This window comes from Halomonas sp. LMYGS-3 (assembly GCF_059509875.1).
This window is the reverse complement of the sequence record NZ_JCAKFQ010000038.1, coordinates 12,877-29,618: the sequence shown is the minus strand read 5'-3', so window position 1 is coordinate 29,618 and position 16,742 is coordinate 12,877. Positions and strand designations below refer to the sequence as shown.

11 protein-coding genes are annotated in these 16,742 nt (G+C 67.6%); 8 read left to right on the top strand and 3 right to left on the bottom strand.

The genetic code is table 11. From position 1 onward, the window contains the following. A partial coding sequence (locus AC5W54_RS20855; protein ID WP_495964022.1) for a thiamine pyrophosphate-binding protein occupies positions 1–141 on the bottom strand: 141 nt, incomplete at its 3' end. Positions 142–372: 231 nt separating this feature from the next. Between AC5W54_RS20855 and metK the strand changes: the two genes are divergently transcribed. The 8 genes from metK to ahcY all read left to right on the top strand — a co-directional run bounded on the left by metK (position 373) and on the right by ahcY (position 15,705). After that, positions 373–1,593 (top strand): methionine adenosyltransferase, encoded by a 1,221-nt coding sequence (gene metK, locus AC5W54_RS20850; protein WP_495964020.1) that lies wholly within the window; start codon positions 373–375, stop codon positions 1,591–1,593. 93 nt (positions 1,594–1,686) lie between these two features. After that, positions 1,687–3,375, top strand: a complete 1,689-nt coding sequence (gene ligB, locus AC5W54_RS20845) for an NAD-dependent DNA ligase LigB (protein WP_495964019.1) — start codon at positions 1,687–1,689, stop codon at positions 3,373–3,375. A 559-nt stretch (positions 3,376–3,934) separates the two neighbouring features. Then, positions 3,935–6,205: an NADP-dependent malic enzyme gene (locus AC5W54_RS20840; RefSeq protein WP_495964018.1), complete on the top strand. Its 2,271-nt coding sequence runs from the start codon at positions 3,935–3,937 to the stop codon at positions 6,203–6,205. Between the two features lie 36 nt (positions 6,206–6,241). Beyond that, positions 6,242–8,911, top strand: a complete 2,670-nt coding sequence (gene aceE / locus AC5W54_RS20835; protein WP_495964017.1) for a pyruvate dehydrogenase (acetyl-transferring), homodimeric type — start codon at positions 6,242–6,244, stop codon at positions 8,909–8,911. 17 nt (positions 8,912–8,928) lie between these two features. Next, complete coding sequence (aceF, locus tag AC5W54_RS20830; protein WP_495964016.1) at positions 8,929–10,224, top strand: dihydrolipoyllysine-residue acetyltransferase; 1,296 nt, start codon at positions 8,929–8,931, stop codon at positions 10,222–10,224. A gap of 12 nt (positions 10,225–10,236) precedes the next feature. Beyond that, the gene (lpdA, locus tag AC5W54_RS20825; RefSeq protein WP_495964015.1) at positions 10,237–12,348 is read left to right on the top strand and encodes a dihydrolipoyl dehydrogenase; all 2,112 of its coding nucleotides are present in this window, start codon (positions 10,237–10,239) and stop codon (positions 12,346–12,348) included. A gap of 92 nt (positions 12,349–12,440) precedes the next feature. Then, the gene (locus AC5W54_RS20820; protein ID WP_495964014.1) at positions 12,441–14,063 is read left to right on the top strand and encodes an SLC13 family permease; all 1,623 of its coding nucleotides are present in this window, start codon (positions 12,441–12,443) and stop codon (positions 14,061–14,063) included. 232 nt (positions 14,064–14,295) lie between these two features. Next, positions 14,296–15,705 (top strand): adenosylhomocysteinase, encoded by a 1,410-nt coding sequence (gene ahcY, locus AC5W54_RS20815; protein WP_495964013.1) that lies wholly within the window; start codon positions 14,296–14,298, stop codon positions 15,703–15,705. A 14-nt stretch (positions 15,706–15,719) separates the two neighbouring features. Here ahcY and AC5W54_RS20810 read toward each other — a convergent pair whose 3' ends face one another. Next, on the bottom strand, positions 15,720–16,178 hold the full coding sequence (locus AC5W54_RS20810; RefSeq protein ID WP_495964012.1) for a hypothetical protein: 459 nt from the start codon (positions 16,176–16,178) through the stop codon (positions 15,720–15,722). A gap of 7 nt (positions 16,179–16,185) precedes the next feature. Next, the gene (locus AC5W54_RS20805) at positions 16,186–16,539 is read right to left on the bottom strand and encodes a DUF6152 family protein (RefSeq protein ID WP_495964011.1); all 354 of its coding nucleotides are present in this window, start codon (positions 16,537–16,539) and stop codon (positions 16,186–16,188) included. Between the last annotated feature and the right edge of the window lie 203 nt (positions 16,540–16,742).

The following is a 16,742-nucleotide window of genomic DNA, read 5'->3' as shown; positions in this document are numbered from 1 at the left end:
GTGCTTGAGGTGATCATTCCACAGCACCTCGGCGATATCGGCCATGCCCATGGGCGCACCGGGATGGCCGGAGTTGGCCTTCTGGACGGCGTCCATGGAGAGGGCGCGGATGGCATTGGCCAGTTCGAAACGGGACGGCATGGGGTAGCTCCTCGCCTGCGGCAGAATAAGCAATGGCACCGCCGGGCCAAGGGGGCTGGCCGGGTAGGCGCGCTGGCTGGGTGACGCCGCGGGACGGGGCGGCGCGATCGAAATCGGGCACCTATTGTCGCCGACTTGGCGTTCGGCATCAAATGGCGGGTGTCGGCAGAGAACGGTAGAGTGTAGACTTCGCGACTGCCTATTGCCGTTACAAGAAGGGTCGAGGACGCCATGAGCGAGTACTCCCTGTTCACTTCCGAGTCCGTTTCCGAGGGCCATCCGGACAAGATCGCCGACCAGATCTCCGATGCCGTCCTCGATGCCATCATCGCCCGCGACAAGCACGCCCGGGTGGCCTGCGAGACCCTCGTGAAGACCGGCGTGGCCATCGTCGCCGGCGAGATCAGCACGTCGGCCTGGGTCGATCTCGAGGAGCTGGTGCGGCGGGTGATCACCGACATCGGCTATACCTCGTCGGATGTCGGGTTCGACGGCGAGACCTGTGGTGTGCTCAACCTGATTGGCAAGCAGAGCATGGACATCGCCCAGGGCGTCGACCGGGCCAAGCCCGAGGACCAGGGCGCCGGCGACCAGGGCCTGATGTTCGGCTATGCCACCAACGAGACCGACTCCTACATGCCGGCGCCGATCCACTATGCCCATCGCCTGGTGGAGCGTCAGGCCGAGCTGCGCAAGCACGGCCTGCTGCCGTGGCTGCGCCCGGACGCCAAGAGCCAGGTGACCTTCCGCTACGACGAGAACGGCAAGCCCTGCGCGGTGGACGCCGTGGTGCTCTCGACCCAGCACGACCCGGGCATCGACCAGGAGGAACTGCGGTTGATGGTCAAGCGCGAGATCATCGAGCAGGTGATCCCCGAGGCGTGGCTCTCCGAGTCGACCCGCTTTCACATCAACCCTACCGGCAAGTTCGTCATCGGCGGCCCGGTGGGCGACTGCGGGCTGACCGGTCGCAAGATCATCGTCGACACCTACGGCGGCATGGCGCGCCACGGCGGCGGGGCCTTCTCCGGCAAGGACCCGTCCAAGGTCGACCGCAGCGCGGCCTATGCCGGCCGCTACGTGGCCAAGAACCTGGTCGCCGCGGGGCTCGCCGACAAGTGCGAGATCCAGGTCTCCTACGCCATCGGCGTGGCCGAGCCCACCTCAGTCTCGATCAACACCTTCGGCACCGGCCGGATCGACGACCAGCGCATCGTCGCGCTGGTGCGCGACCACTTCGACCTGCGGCCCAACGCCATCACCCGCATGCTCGACCTGCTGCATCCGATGTATCGCCTGACCGCGGCCTACGGCCACTTCGGCCGCGAGCCCTTCGAGACCTCCTATACCTGGATCGATAATGGGGGCCAGGAGCAGACCGAGGCCTTCACCGCCTTCCCCTGGGAGAAGCTCGACCGCGCCCAGGCCCTGCGCCAGGCCGCGGGTCTGTAGGCGATCGCCTACAGCAGATGACAGGCCCCGCCGGCTTCGCCGCGCGGGGCCTGTTGCTATGGTCAGGGCATCGCCTCGTCGAGGATGCCCGCCATGCCTGTCCTGCTGAGTCTTGTCATCTGGTTGCTGGCCACGCCGGCACCGGCCGCATCGGGCCCGGCCGATGCCTGCCCCGCCTGGTCAGCGGCTCGCGCCGATCGCGAGCTGACCGCCCTGGCCCGCCGCCTGGCCGACTGGGACGACGCCTATTACCGCCATGGCGCGTCGCCGGTCAGCGATGACCTCTACGATCAGGCGCGGGGCCGTTTCGAGCTCTGGCGTCGCTGCTTTCCCGAGGTGTCGCCGGCCACCACGGCCGAGCCGCCCCGGGAGGGCGGCGAGCTCGCTCACCCGGTGCCCCAGACGGGCTTGGCCAAGCTGACGGACGAGAACGCGGTGCGGGCCTGGCTGGGGCGCCGCACCGACGCCTGGATCCAGCCCAAGGTGGACGGGGTGGCGGTGACCCTGGTCTACGAGCAGGGCCGGCTGGTCAGGGCGCTCAGTCGCGGCGATGGCCATCATGGCCAGGATTGGACCCCGGCTGCCAGGCGCCTCCCCGCCGTGCCCGAGCGGCTGGCGATAAGCGGGCCGCTCGTGCTCCAGGGCGAACTCTACCTCCGGCTGGAGGACCATGTGCAGGCCGAGCGAGGCAGTGCCGGGGCGCGCAGCGCGGTGGCCGGCCTGATGGCCCGGGAGGTGCTCGATGGGGAAGCCGCCGCGCGGATCGGACTCTTCGTCTGGGATTGGCCGACCGGCCCGGCGACCATGGGCGAGCGTCTCGAGGGCCTCGCCGCCATGGGGTTCGCCGACAGCGTGGCGCTGACCCATCCGGTTGGCGCCCTCGACGAGGTCCGGCGCTGGCGGGAGGCCTGGTATCGGGGCCCGCTCCCCTTCGCCACCGATGGCGTGGTGCTGCGTCAGGGCGGTCGTCCAGCCGGCGGGCAGTGGCGGGCCGAGCCGCCGGACTGGGCCGTGGCCTGGAAGCATCCGCTCCGGGAGGCGCTGGCCGAGGTGCGCGGCGTCGAGTTTCGGGTCGGCCGCACCGGGCGCATCACGCCACTGCTGCACCTGGTCCCCGTCCGGCTCGATGACCGCGTCATCCGCCGGGTCAGCGTCGGTTCACTCTCGCGCTGGCACGAACTGGACATTCGCCCCGGCGACCAGGTCGCCTTTGCCCTGGCGGGGCTGACCATCCCGCGTCTCGAGGGCGTGGTGTGGCGGGGGAGTGAGCGGTTGGCGGTGACGCCGCCCGACGACGCGGCGTTCCATGCGCTGAGTTGCTGGCGGCCGACCCCGGGGTGCGAGGGGCAGTTCCTCGAGCGGCTGGCCTGGCTCGGCGGCCGGCAAGGGCTCGACCTGCCCGGCGTGGGGCCGGGGACCTGGCAGGCGCTGCTCGACGCCGGCCTGCTCGATGACCTGCTGGCCTGGATGGCACTCGACCCCGCGGCGCTGGTCGAGGTGCCGGGCTTCGGCGAGGCCCGCGCCGAGCGACTAGTGGCGGCCTTCCACGAAGCCCAGCAGCGCCCCTTCGCCGCCTGGCTGTCGGCCCTGGGGCCGCCGGCGGGGCTCGACGCGGGGGCGGAGACGCACTGGGACGGGCTGGCCGCGCGCGACGAGTCACGCTGGCAGACCCGCCCGGGGGTGGGGCCGGAGCGGGCCGGAGACCTGGTGGCCTTCTTCGCCCATCCCGAGGTGCAGGCCCTGGCCCGACGGCTGGCCCGGGCCGGCGTCGCGGGGTTCTGATTCACGCCGCCTTCCGTGACCGCGAGGCCATGACATTGGAGGGCGTACCGTCTCTCTTCCGTCGGTGTGTGGGAATCCGCATACCCGACCCGCCGAATTGTGCAAGTCTCCAGCCAGTCCCGGTCGCCACCCTTGCGACTAAAGTCGCATGAATCGCACATAAATCATTGAAAATAAATTATGTTTTTTCATTTTGGCGCAGTGATTGCTGAATGCTGAGGGCTGATGCGTCCCACGAGGCGCCCGACTCCCACCATCACAACCGCATTCAGGAAAACCACCATGCGAAACGCCACCTCACGGCCCATCGGATGATATCGAGCCCCAGCCGATCAATGCCGTGGGCGTCGGCGACGAGGCCGTGGCATCCCATCGCCGCTGACCGTCCGTTTATCGTTAATGTCTTCTACATTGCCTATAGGCTTATCGAGCCAAGTGCGGTGGACAGGGAGTTGTAGCTCGGCCAGTGGAAGCTGGTCTGGCAGCAGTTCGAGAAGGCGATCGGCAGCGGTCATCGACGCCGCTGTCGCCGCGAGTGAAAGCGAGCGAGGAAAAGCACATGGCAGACGATTTGCGCGACAGCGCCTTGCAGTACCATCGATTCCCCCGCCCCGGCAAGCTGGCGATCCAGGCGACCAAGCCCATGGCCAGCCAGCGGGACCTGTCTCTGGCCTATTCGCCCGGTGTGGCCGCGGCCTGCGAAGAGATCGAACGCGACCCCCTGATGGCGGCCGAGTACACCGCCCGCGCCAATCTGGTGGCTGTGGTCAGCAACGGCACGGCGGTGCTGGGGCTGGGTGCCATCGGCGCCCTGGCCTCCAAGCCGGTGATGGAAGGCAAGGCCGTGCTGTTCAAGAAGTTCGCCGACGTGGATGTGTTCGACATCGAGATCGAGGAGCGCGACCCGGACAAGCTGATCGAGATCGTCGCCGGCCTGGAGGCCACCTTCGGCGGCATCAACCTGGAAGACATCAAGGCACCGGAATGCTTCGAGATCGAGCGGCGCCTGCGCGAGCGGATGCAGATCCCGGTGTTCCACGACGACCAGCACGGTACCGCCATCGTCTCGGGGGCCGCCCTGCTCAACGGCCTGCGGGTGGTGGGCAAGGAGCTCGGCGACATCCGCCTGGTCTGCAACGGCGCGGGCGCGGCGGCCCTGGCCTGCCTGGACCTGGCGGTGTCCCTGGGGGTACGCAAGGAGAACATCCTGGTCTGCGACCGCACAGGCGTGGTCCACACCGACCGTACCGAGGACATGGATCCCTACAAGGCGCGTTACGCGGCCCGGACCGCGGCCCGCACCCTGGCCGATGCCGTCAACGGAGCCGATGTCTTCTTGGGTCTCTCGGCCGGGGGCGCCCTCAAACCGGAGATGGTGGCGACCATGGCCGATCGCCCCCTGATCCTGGCCATGGCCAACCCCACCCCGGAAATCATGCCGGAGGACGCCAAGGCGGTACGCCCGGATGCGGTGATCGCCACCGGCCGCTCGGATTACCCCAACCAGGTCAACAACGTCCTGTGCTTTCCGTTCATCTTCCGGGGCGCCCTGGACTGCGGCGCCACCACCATCAACGAGGAGATGAAACTGGCCACCGTCAAGGCCATCGCCGACATGGCGACCACCACGGTGCCGGAGACGGTGGCGGTGGCCTATGGCGGACAGGCGCTGACCTTCGGCCCGGACTACATCCTCCCCAAACCCTTCGACCCGCGCCTGATCGACACCATCCCGCCGGCGGTGGCCAAGGCCGCCATGGAGAGTGGCGTGGCCGCTCGCCCCATCGCGGACCTGGACGCCTATGCCCGCTCGCTGTCCCGCCTGGTCTACCGCTCCGGCAACGTGATGGAGCCGGTGTTCGAGCGGGCGCGACAGAATCCCCTCCGCCTGCTGTACGCCGAAGGCGAGGACGAGCGCGTCCTGCGCGCCATGGAGGTGTGTGTCAGTCAGGGCTATGCCAGACCCCTGCTGATCGGCCGCCGTGGGGTCATCGAGGCCCGCATCGAGGAATTGGGCCTGCCGGTGGCGCCCGGCGTCGATTTCGAGCTGATCGACGCCCAGGACTATCCCGACTACGCCGAACTGGCCGGCGAGTACCACCAGCTGATGGGGCGGCGTGGCGTCCATCCGGAGGCCGCCGAGAAGCGCGTCCGCAGCCGGTCCACCATCCTGGCCTCGCTGCTGCTGCGCCGGGGCGAGGTGGATGCCATGATCGCCGGCCCGGTGGGCACCTACCACGAGCACCTGGACCTGGTGCTGGACGTCATTGGCCTGCGCGAGGGCGTCAGCACGCCTGCCGCCCTGCAGCTGCTGATCCTCGAGCGGACCACGCTGTTCATTGCCGATCCCTTCGTCAACTACGATCCCGATGCCAGCCAGATCGCCGAGATCACCCTGCTGGCCGCGGAACAGATTCGCCGTTTCGGGATCACGCCCCGGGCCGCCCTGGTCTCCCACTCCAATTTCGGCAGCTCCGACTTCGCTAGTGCCGGCAAGATGCGCGAGGCACTGGCGCTGATCCGGGAGCGCGCTCCGGATCTGGTGGTGGACGGCGAGATGCAGGCCGACTCGGCGCTCTCCATGGGTGTACGCGGACGCATCCTGCCCGGTTCGCTGCTCGAGGGCGAGGCCAATCTGTTGATCATGCCCAACCTGGACGCGGCCAACATCGCCTTTTCCGCCCTGAAGGTACTGGGCAACGGCGTCTCGGTGGGCCCCATCCTGCTGGGGGCCGCCAAGCCGGTGCATGTGCTCAACCGCACGGTCACCGCACGGGGCATCGCCAACATGAGCGCCTTCGCCGTGGTCGAGGCACAGACCGATCAATAACTCGAACAATTCCGACCCAACCAAGGGAGACGCCCCATGGCCTTCGAGAACTACAACGACTTCGATCCCCAGGAAACCCGGGAGTGGCAGGAAGCCGTCGACGTGGTGGTGGAACGGGTGGGCCCCGAGCGCGCCACCTACCTGCTGCACAAGGCGGTGGAAGAAGCCTACCGGACCGGGGCCGAGGCGCCGGACACCACCCGCACGCCCTATGTGAACACCATCCCGCCTCACAAGGAGGCCAAGCTGCCCGGCGACGAAGCCTTGCTGCAGCGGCTGATCGCCTACCTGCGCTGGAACGCCATGGCCATGGTGGTGCGCGCCAACAAGAAACCCGCCGAACCCGGCGGGCATATCGCCAGCTACCAGTCCTCGGCGGTGATGTACGAGGTGGGCTTCAACCATTTCTGGCAGGCCCCCAGCGACGGCCACGGGGGCGACATCATCTACTTTCAGGGGCACTGCGCTCCGGGTATCTACGCCCGGGCGTTTCTGGAGGGTCGGCTCTCCGAGGAGCAGTTGGAGAACTTCCGCCTGGAGGTGGATGGCAAGGGGATCTCCTCGTACCCCCACCCCTATCTGATGCCGGACTTCTGGCAGGTCTCCACCGTCTCCATGGGCCTGGGCCCGATCATGGCCATCTATCAGGCCCGGTTCATGAAGTACCTCCAGCACCGCGGGCTGGCCGACACCGAGGGGCGCAAGGTCTGGGCGTTCCTCGGCGACGGCGAGATGGACGAACCCCAGTCCCAGGGGGCCATCGCCCTGGCCAGCCGCGAGAAGCTGGACAACCTGATCTTCGTGATCAACTGCAATCTGCAGCGCCTGGACGGCCCGGTGCGGGGCAACAGCAAGATCGTCCAGGAACTGGAGGGCAATTTCCGGGGCGCGGGGTGGAACGTCATCAAGTGCCTGTGGGGGTCGGGCTGGGACGAGCTGCTGGCCAAGGACACCCAGGGGCTGTTGCGCCAGCGTATGGAGGAGTGCGTCGACGGCGAGTACCAGAACTTCAAGGTCAAGGGTGGCGGCTACATCCGCGAGCACTTCTTCGGCAAGTACCCGGAACTCAAGGAGATGGTCGCCCATCTGTCGGACGACGACATCTACTACAAGCTGATCCGCGGTGGCCACGACCCGCAGAAGGTCTACGCGGCCTATCACGCGGCGGTCAACACCACGGACAAGCCCTCGGTGCTGCTGATGAAGACCGTCAAGGGCTACGGCATGGGCGAGGGCGGCGAAGGCCAGAACATCACCCACCAGAAGAAGAAGCTGGGTGAGGACAACCTCCGCCACTTCCAGAAACGCTTCGATCTGCCCCTCAGTGACGAGCAGGTCACCCAGGCGGCCTTCTTCAAGCCCCCCGAGGAGAGCGACGAGATGCAGCTCCTGCATGGGCAGCGCAAGGCGCTGGGGGGCTACCTGCCCCAGCGCCAGCGCAACGGCGATCGGCTCGAGGCGCCGCCCCTGGAGATGTTCAAGCAGGTGCTGGCCGACACCGGGGAGCGCACCCTGTCCACCACCATGGCCGTGGTGCGCATCATGGTCGCCCTGGCCCGGGACAAGACCCTGGGGCCACGGCTGACCCCGATCGTCGCCGACGAGTCGCGCACCTTCGGCATGGAGGGCATGTTCCGGCAGATCGGGATCTACGCCCCCGAAGGGCAGAAGTACGTGCCCATGGACGCCGAGGAGATCATGCCCTATCGGGAGGACCAGAAGGGCCAGATCCTGCAGGAGGGCATCAACGAGGACGGCGCCATGTCGTCGTGGATCGCCGCCTCCACCTCGTACAGCAACCACGGGGTCACCATGATCCCGTTCTACGTCTACTACTCCATGTTCGGCTTCCAACGCGTCGGCGACCTGGCCTGGGCCGCCGGCGACATGCTGGCACGGGGGTTTTTGATCGGCGGCACCTCGGGGCGCACCACCCTGAACGGCGAGGGTTTGCAGCACCAGGACGGGCACAGCCAGCTGTTCGCCCAGTTCATTCCCAACTGCATCGCCTATGACCCCACCTTCCACTACGAGGTGGCGGTGATCGTGCGCGACGGCCTCAAGCGCATGTACCAGGATCAGGAGAACGTCTTCTACTACATCACCACGCTGAACGAGAACTACCGCCATCCGGCGCTTCCCGAGGGCGCCGAAGCGGGCATCATCAAGGGCATGTACGCGTTCAGCCAGGCCGAGGCCAAGGCCAAGAGCCCGCGGGTACAGCTGCTGGGCTGCGGCAGCATCCTCAACGAGGTGATTGCCGCGGTGGACCTGCTGCGCGACGACTGGGGCGTGGCGGCCGACGTCTGGAGCTGCCCGAGCTTCAACGAACTGGCCCGCGACGGCCACGCGGTCAAGCGCTGGAACCGGCTGCATCCCGGCAAGAAACCCCGCAAGAGCCATGTCGAGACGTGCCTGGAGGGCAGCGAAGGACCGGTGATCGCCGCCACCGACTATATCCGGCTGTTCGCCGAACAGATCCGGCCCTTCGTGCCGCGGCGTTACGAGGTACTGGGTACCGACGGCTTCGGCCGCTCCGACAGCCGCGAGGCCCTGCGCCGCCATTTCGAGGTGGATCGTCACTACGTCACCCTGGCCGCGCTGCAGGCCCTGGTCGACGAGGGCCAGCTCAAGAGCGGCAAGGTGCGGGACGCCATCGCCAAATACGGCATCGACCCCGAAAAGCCCAACCCCCTGTACGCCTGAGCCGGAGGAGAAGAAAAGTGGCTATCCAAGACATCAAGGTACCCGACATCGGCGACTTCACCGATGTGCCGATCATCGAAATCCACGTCCAGCCCGGCGACCAGATCCAGGTCGAGGATCCGCTGATCACCGTGGAGTCCGACAAGGCCTCGATGGACGTGCCCGCCCCCCAGGCCGGCACCGTCAAGGAGGTCAAGGTCAATCTCGGCGACTCGGTCTCCGAGGGGTCGACGATCCTGACGCTGGAGACGGAAGGCGAAGCGGCGTCCCCTGCCGCTCCCGCCGAGGAAGCGGCGAAGACACCGCCCGCGGCGCCAGCCCCCTCGGCCGCATCCGCTGCCGCACCTTCCGCCACAGCGTCCGCCGCCCCCGCCGGCGGGCCGATCGTCGATTTCAGCCGGGTGCACGCCAGCCCCTCGGCCCGCCGCCTGGCCCGCGAGCTGGAGGTGGACCTGACCCGGGTACCGCCGACCGGCCTCAAGGGCCGGGTCACCCAGGAGGACATCCACGCCTTCGCCAAGGGCGGCGCCTCGGCGGCGGCTAGCGCTTCAACTGGCGCTCCAACCGCTGGCGGGGGCCTGGATCTGCTGCCCTGGCCCAAGGTCGACTTCAGCAAGTTCGGCCCGGTGGAGACCCAGCCGCTGTCGCGCATCAAGAAGATCTCCGGCGCCAACCTGCATCGCAACTGGGTACAGATTCCCCACGTCACCAACCACGACGAGGCCGATATCACCGATCTGGAGGCCTTCCGGGTGCAGTTCAACAAGGCCAACGAGAAGGCCGGTATCAAGGTCAGCATGCTGGCGTTCATGATCAAGGCCGCGGTCGCCTCCCTGAAGCAGTTCCCCGAGTTCAACGCCTCGCTGGACGGCGACCAGCTGATTCTCAAGCGGTACTACCACATCGGCTTCGCCGCCGACACGCCCAACGGCCTGGTGGTGCCGGTGATCCGCGATGCGGACCAGAAAGGCGTGGCCGAGATCGCCCAGGAAATGGGAGCGCTGGCCAAGCTGGCCCGCGACGGCAAGCTCAAGCCCGATCAGATGCAGGGCGGCTGTTTCACTATCTCCTCGCTGGGCGGGATCGGCGGGCTCTATTTCACGCCCATCATCAATGCCCCCGAAGTGGCCATCATGGGCGTGTGTCGCTCCTTCTGGAAGCAGGTCTCGCCGGACGGCAAGCAGTCAGACTGGCGCTTCATGCTGCCGCTGTCGCTTTCCTGGGATCACCGGGTGATCGACGGCGCCGCCGCGGCCCGTTTCAACGTCCACTTCGCCAACCTGCTCGCCGACATGCGGCGCATCATCATGTAAGGAAGCCACGACATGGCCAATGCAATCGAAGTCAAGGTGCCCGACATCGGCGATTTCAAGGACGTCGAGATCATCGAGGTGCTGGTCAAGCCGGGCGAGGCGATCGACATCGACACCCCGCTGATCATCCTGGAGACCGACAAGGCCTCCATGGACGTGCCGTCCCCGGCTTCGGGCACGGTCGGAGAGCTCAAGGTCAAGGAGGGGGACAAGGTCTCCGAAGGTTCGACCATTCTGCTGCTGGAACCGGCCGAGACCGGATCGCGGGTGGCGGACCACGAACCGCATCCGGCGGTCCATGAGAAGGGGGTTGGCTCACCGGCGCCCGGCGATGCCGGCGGGGGTTATGGCGGTGGCAGCCTGGAAGAGGTTCGGGTACCGGACATCGGCGACTTCAAGGACGTCCCGGTGATCGAGGTGCTGGTGCGGCCCGGCGATTCGATCCGTGCCGAGGACCCGCTGATCACCGTGGAGTCCGACAAGGCCTCCATGGATGTGCCTGCACCCAAGGCGGGCAAGGTCACCGACGTGCTGCTTTCGGTCGGCGACACGGTCTCGCAGGGCTCGCCGATCTTGATGCTGGAAGCGCAAGGAGCGGCCCATACCGCCCCGCCCGCTGCCGCCGGGGGAGCCGGCGAACAGAGAGCGGCGGCGCCCGCCCCGACGGCGGCGACCTATCCCGGCGGCGCCGACCTCGAGTGCGAGATGCTGGTGCTCGGCGCCGGCCCGGGCGGCTACTCGGCCGCCTTCCGGGCCGCCGACCTGGGCATGAAGACCGTGCTGGTGGAGCGCTATGCCAGCCTCGGCGGGGTGTGCCTGAACGTCGGCTGCATTCCCTCCAAGGCGCTGCTGCATGTGGCGGCGGTCGCCGACGCGGCCAATGGCCTGGCCGATCACGGCATCGCCTTCGGCAAGCCGAAGATCGATCTCGACAAACTGCGCGGCTGGAAGGAACAGGTCGTCGGCAAGCTCACCGGGGGGCTGGCCGGCATGGCCAAGGCACGCAAGGTCGACGTTGTCCGCGGGGTCGGCAAATTCCTCGACCCGCATCACCTGGAAGTGGCCCTGACCCGCGGCGATGGCCAGCAGCCGACCGGCGACAAGCAGGTGGTGAAGTTCGACAAGTGCATCATCGCCGCCGGTTCGCAGTCGGTGAAACTGCCCTTCATTCCCGACGACCCGCGGGTGGTCGATTCCACCGGCGCCCTGGAACTGACCGCCATCCCGAAGCGCATGCTGGTCATCGGCGGCGGCATCATCGGCCTGGAGATGGCCACGGTCTACTCCAGCCTGGGCACGCGCATCGACGTGGTCGAGATGCTCGACGGGCTGATGACCGGCGCCGACCGCGACCTGGTCAAGGTCTGGGAGAAGGTCAACACGCCGCGCTTCGACAAGGTGATGCTCAAGACCCGGACCACCGCCGTGAAGGCCCAGAAGAACGGCCTCAAGGTCAGCTTCGAGGGCGACAACGCCCCCGCCGAGCCACAGCTGTACGACGTGATCCTGCAAGCGGTCGGGCGCAGTCCCAACGGCCACAAGATCGGTGCCGAAAACGCCGGCGTGGCGGTCGACGAACGCGGCTTCATCACCACCGACAAGCAGATGCGCACCAACGTCGGGCATATCTTCGCCATCGGCGACATCATCGGCCAGCCGATGCTGGCCCACAAGGCGGTCCACGAGGCGCATGTCGCCGCGGAAGCCGCCGCCGGTCACAAGAGCGTCTTCGATGCCCGCCAGATTCCCTCGGTGGCCTACACCGACCCGGAAGTCGCCTGGGCCGGCAAGACCGAGACCGAATGCAAGGCCGAGGGCATCAAGTACGGCAAGGCGGTTTTCCCCTGGGCGGCCTCCGGGCGGGCCATCGCCAACGGCCGCGACGAAGGGTTCACCAAGGTGATCTTCGACGAGGAGACTCATCGCATCATCGGCGGGGCCATCGTCGGCACCCAGGCGGGGGATTTGATCAGCGAACTGTGCCTGGCCATCGAGATGGGCTGCGACCCGGTCGACATCGGCAAGACCATCCACCCCCACCCGACCCTGGGCGAATCGGTGGGCATGGCCGCCGAACTGTTCGAAGGCGTGTGTACCGATCTGCCGCCGCAGAAGAAGCGCTAGGCGAATGCCAGCGGACGGCTGTTGTCGGAAGCCCGGCAGCAGTCGTCAAGCTTGTCACGCCGGAACATGTCTGAATCCAGGAGGAGATAACCATGGCCGAGCAACCTCGCCAGCAAGGGGAGTACGAAGACTTTTCCGGTGAGCAAGGGTCCGGTGGGCGATCCGCGAAAATGACATGGGGCCTGCGCGCCTTCGGGTTGATCATGGCGCTGCTGGTGTGGCTCGCCATGGGCCAGGCCGAAGGACTGTCGTCGGACGCGCGCTGGGTCGCGACGATCGCCACCCTGATGGCGGTGTGGTGGATGACCGAGGCGATCCCGCTCTCGGCCACGTCCCTGTTGCCGATCGTGCTGATCCCGATGCTGACGGAGCGGACCGTGGGCCAGGCCACGGCGCCCTACGCCAGTCCCATCGTGTTCCTGTTCCTCGGCGGCTTTCTGATCGCCATCGCCATGGAGAAGTGGAACCTGCACCGCCGCATTGCGCTGCTGACGCTGGCCCGGGTGGGTGTCGAGCCGAAGCGCATCGTGCTCGGCATGATGCTCGCCACGGGCTTTCTGTCGATGTGGGTCTCGAACACCGCGACGACACTGATGATGCTGCCGATCGGGCTATCCGTGCTGGCCCTGGTCGCGGAGCGTAGCGGCGAGACGCAGAAGACGGCCACGCCCGGGCATGACCCCGCCGGCCACGAACACGACCATCACCGGGCTGGTCATGTGGACTTCATCTTCGACGACAATATCAAGCGGTTCGGCCTCTGCCTGCTCCTGGCGATCGCCTGGTCGGCCAGCATGGGCGGCCTCGGCACCCTGCTCGGCAGCCCGCCGAATGCTATCGTCGCCGGCTATGCCGCCGACGAACTGGGGCGCACCATCGGCTTTCTCGAGTGGATGCTACTCGGCGTGCCCCTGGCCTTCACCTTCATCCTGGTAGGCTGGGTGTTGATGACCCGGGTGCTCTACCCGTTCAAGGTCGAGGAGATTCCCGGCGGCAAGGAGATGATCGCCGGCGAGATCCACAAGCTCGGCCGGTTCAGCCAGGGCGAGAAGATGGTGCTGCTGGTGTTCCTCTCGGCGGCGTTCCTGTGGGTCGTGCCCGGGCTGCTCACCAATCTTCCGTGGGTGGGTGAGCGGCTGGGGCCGCTGGGCGAACTCAACGACACCGCCATCGCCGTCGCCGCCGGCATCGCGATGTTCATCCTGCCCGGGAGAGGCCGGAGCGAGATGGTGCTGACCTGGCAGGATGCCGAGGACGGGCTGCCCTGGGGCGTACTGCTGCTGTTCGGTGGCGGCCTGAGCCTCGCCGGCGCCGTCGCCGCGTCCGGCCTCGACAACTGGTTCGGCCAGCAGGTCACAGGCCTCGGCATGCTGCCGATCATCCTGTTGGTCGCCGCTGTCGCCACGATCATCCTGTTCCTGACCGAGGTGACCAGCAACACCGCGACCGCCGCGACCTTCATCCCCGTGCTCGGGGGCGTGGCGCTCGGCATCGGCGCCGACGCGATGACGCTGCTCATCCCGGCGGCCTTCGCCGCGACCTGCGCCTTCATGCTGCCGGTCGGCACGCCGCCGAATGCCATCGTCTTCGGCACCGGCGCGGTCACCATCGGCCAGATGGCACGCGGTGGGGTCGTACTCAACGTCATCGGGATCGTCTTGATCACCGCCTTCTGCTACCTGATCGGCGGCTTCGCGCTCGGGCTGCAGTTCTGATCCCCCCGGTGGTGGGTAGTGCCGCGACGGGCTCTTGCGTTCCTCACCGTTCAGTTCAACCCAGGCCGTCGTGTTGGCTACCGTGGGGTCAGGAAATCTTCCATAAAGGTAGCGGCATCAGGCGCGGCGTGAATGAGAAGGTAACTGAGAGGGCTGGCGGGCGTTGATTGTCGGTGCCCGCGTTCCCCGCCTATAGTGAAAACCACGCTTTTCCCACGAGAAGAGGTGACGCATGAACCAGCCCGCCGTGTCTGCCTTGGAGGCCCGAGACTTCAAGGTGGCCGATATCGCCCTGGCCGATTGGGGCCGACGCGAGATCCGCATCGCCGAGACCGAGATGCCGGCGTTGATGACGATCCGCGAGAAGTACCGCGAGCAGCAGCCGCTGGCCGGCGCGCGCATCGCCGGCTGCATCCACATGACCATCCAGACCGCGGTGCTGATCGAGACCCTGGTCGACCTGGGTGCGACGGTGCGCTGGTCATCGTGCAACATCTTTTCGACCCAGGATCACGCCGCGGCCGCTATCGCCTCCGCCGGCATCCCGGTGTTCGCCTGGAAGGGCGAGACCGAGGAGGAGTTCTGGTGGTGCATCGAGCAGACCGTGGAGGGGCCCGATGACTGGACGCCCAACCTGGTGCTCGACGACGGCGGTGACCTGACGGCGCTGCTGCATGACAAACGCCCCGAGCTACTCGACGCCATCCACGGCATCTCCGAAGAGACCACCACCGGGGTGCATCGCCTGCAGGAGATGCTGCGCGACGGCACCCTCAGGGTGCCGGCGATCAACGTCAACGACGCCGTGACCAAGTCGAAGAACGACAACAAGTACGGCTGCCGCCACTCGCTCAACGACGCCATCAAACGCGGCCTCGACCACCTGCTGGCCGGCAAGCAGGCGCTGGTGGTGGGCTACGGCGACGTGGGCAAGGGCTCGGCGGCCTCGCTGCGCCAGGAGGGCATGATCGTCAAGGTTGCCGAGATCGACCCGATCTGTGCCATGCAGGCGTGCATGGACGGCTTCGAGGTGGTCTCGCCCTACCGCGACGGCATCAACCAGGGGGCGCAGAGCGTCGACCGGGCCCTGCTCGCCAGGATCGATCTGGTGGTGACCGCCACCGGCAACATCGACGCCTGCGACGCCGCCATGCTCGAGGCGCTGAAGCCGGGCGCGGTGGTGTGCAACATCGGCCACTTCGACAGCGAGATCGACACCGCCCACATGCGCCGCCACTGGCACTGGGAGGAGGTCAAGCCCCAGGTGCACAAGATCTACCGCGACAGCACCCCGGGCGACTTCGACCCCGAGAGCGACGACTACCTGATCCTGCTCTCCGAGGGCCGCCTGGTGAACCTCGGCAACGCCACCGGCCACCCGTCGCGGGTCATGGACGGCTCCTTCGCCAACCAGGTGCTGGCCCAGCTCCACCTCTTCGAGCGACGCTTCGCCGACCTGCCCGCGGGCGAGAAGCGCGAGGCGCTGGCGGTCACCGTACTGCCGCGGCACCTCGACGAGGAGGTCGCCCGCTACATGGTCGAGGGCTTCGGCGGGGTGATCACCCGCATGACCGAGGCCCAGGAGCGCTACACCGGGGTGCCCGCCGCGGGGCCCTTCAAGCCCGACAGCTACCGTTACTAGGGACTATCTCGTGATTAGACGAAGGCGAGGAAACGGCCGCTCATCAGGGCGGCGAGCCACAGCCCCAGCGACAGCGCCCCGGCGAGACGCAGCCGCCGGGGCGCGGCGCCGGCCAGCCCCGGGCCCAGGTTGAGGGCGAGCGCATTGGCGATGGCCAGGCCGATCAGTGTCAGCTTGAGAAGGAACAGCGGCGTGGCGGCATAGCCGGTGGGATCGGCGAGGAACAGCAGCGCGCCGGTGGTCAGCGCCAGCAGCAGTCCGGCGATGGCCACCGGCTGCAGCGCTTGTCCCAGCGCCGTCAGTGGCAGCCGGCGCCGCCACCCCAGCAGGCGCAGGTCGAGTGGCACGATGGCGCCCACCAGCAGGGCGATGCCCAGCACGTGCAGCGCGTTGACGCCGGCATAGCCCCAGCGCGACAGCCGCATCCACTCGGCCGGCGAGGTGTCGGCCAGCCGGGCCAGCAGCTCTTCCACCGGGGACTCAGATGCGCCCGGGGTAGAGCACGTAGTGGGCGTCACCGATCCACAGCTGCTCGGCCTTCATCAGCCGTTCGCCGGCGTGCTCGCCCGAGACGCGCAGTTCGACGCCTTCGACGAGGTCGCCGTCCTCCAGGCCGGCCCGGGCGTTACGCCAGGGCTGGCCCACTTCCACCGTCCACTGCTCGCCCTCCACGTCGAGGGTCAGCTCGCCGTGGGGGTTGCCCAGGCGCACCGCGGTGATGGTGCCGGTCAGTTCGATGGTCTCGCCGCCGGTCCAGCCATGATGGGCCTGAGCCGGGGCGATGGCCAGCAGCAGGGCGCCCAGGGCCGCCAGCAACAAGGATCGCCGTCGCATGCTCGACTCTCCGCTTGTGGGTGTCCCTTCAGGCTAGCCGCACCAACGTGAGCTGCAAGGTGGGCCCGGCCCTGGACTATCGCTGTTAGTTTGCACTCGAGGCTGATCCGTCGACAGGTGCCTCTCGTCACGATGCCTGGATGCCTCCATGGGGCACCTCCGTCGGTGAGCTGTGCCAGAATAAGGTGGTGGGTGCCACATGG

Coding starts and splice junctions, on each gene's coding strand:
- metK (WP_495964020.1), top strand. CDS start 373: ATGAGCGAGTACTCCCTGTTCACTTCCGAGTCCGTTTCCGAGGGCCAT.
- ligB (WP_495964019.1), top strand. CDS start 1,687: ATGCCTGTCCTGCTGAGTCTTGTCATCTGGTTGCTGGCCACGCCGGCA.
- AC5W54_RS20840 (WP_495964018.1), top strand. CDS start 3,935: ATGGCAGACGATTTGCGCGACAGCGCCTTGCAGTACCATCGATTCCCC.
- aceE (WP_495964017.1), top strand. CDS start 6,242: ATGGCCTTCGAGAACTACAACGACTTCGATCCCCAGGAAACCCGGGAG.
- lpdA (WP_495964015.1), top strand. CDS start 10,237: ATGGCCAATGCAATCGAAGTCAAGGTGCCCGACATCGGCGATTTCAAG.
- AC5W54_RS20820 (WP_495964014.1), top strand. CDS start 12,441: ATGGCCGAGCAACCTCGCCAGCAAGGGGAGTACGAAGACTTTTCCGGT.
- ahcY (WP_495964013.1), top strand. CDS start 14,296: ATGAACCAGCCCGCCGTGTCTGCCTTGGAGGCCCGAGACTTCAAGGTG.
- AC5W54_RS20805 (WP_495964011.1), bottom strand. CDS start 16,539: ATGCGACGGCGATCCTTGTTGCTGGCGGCCCTGGGCGCCCTGCTGCTG.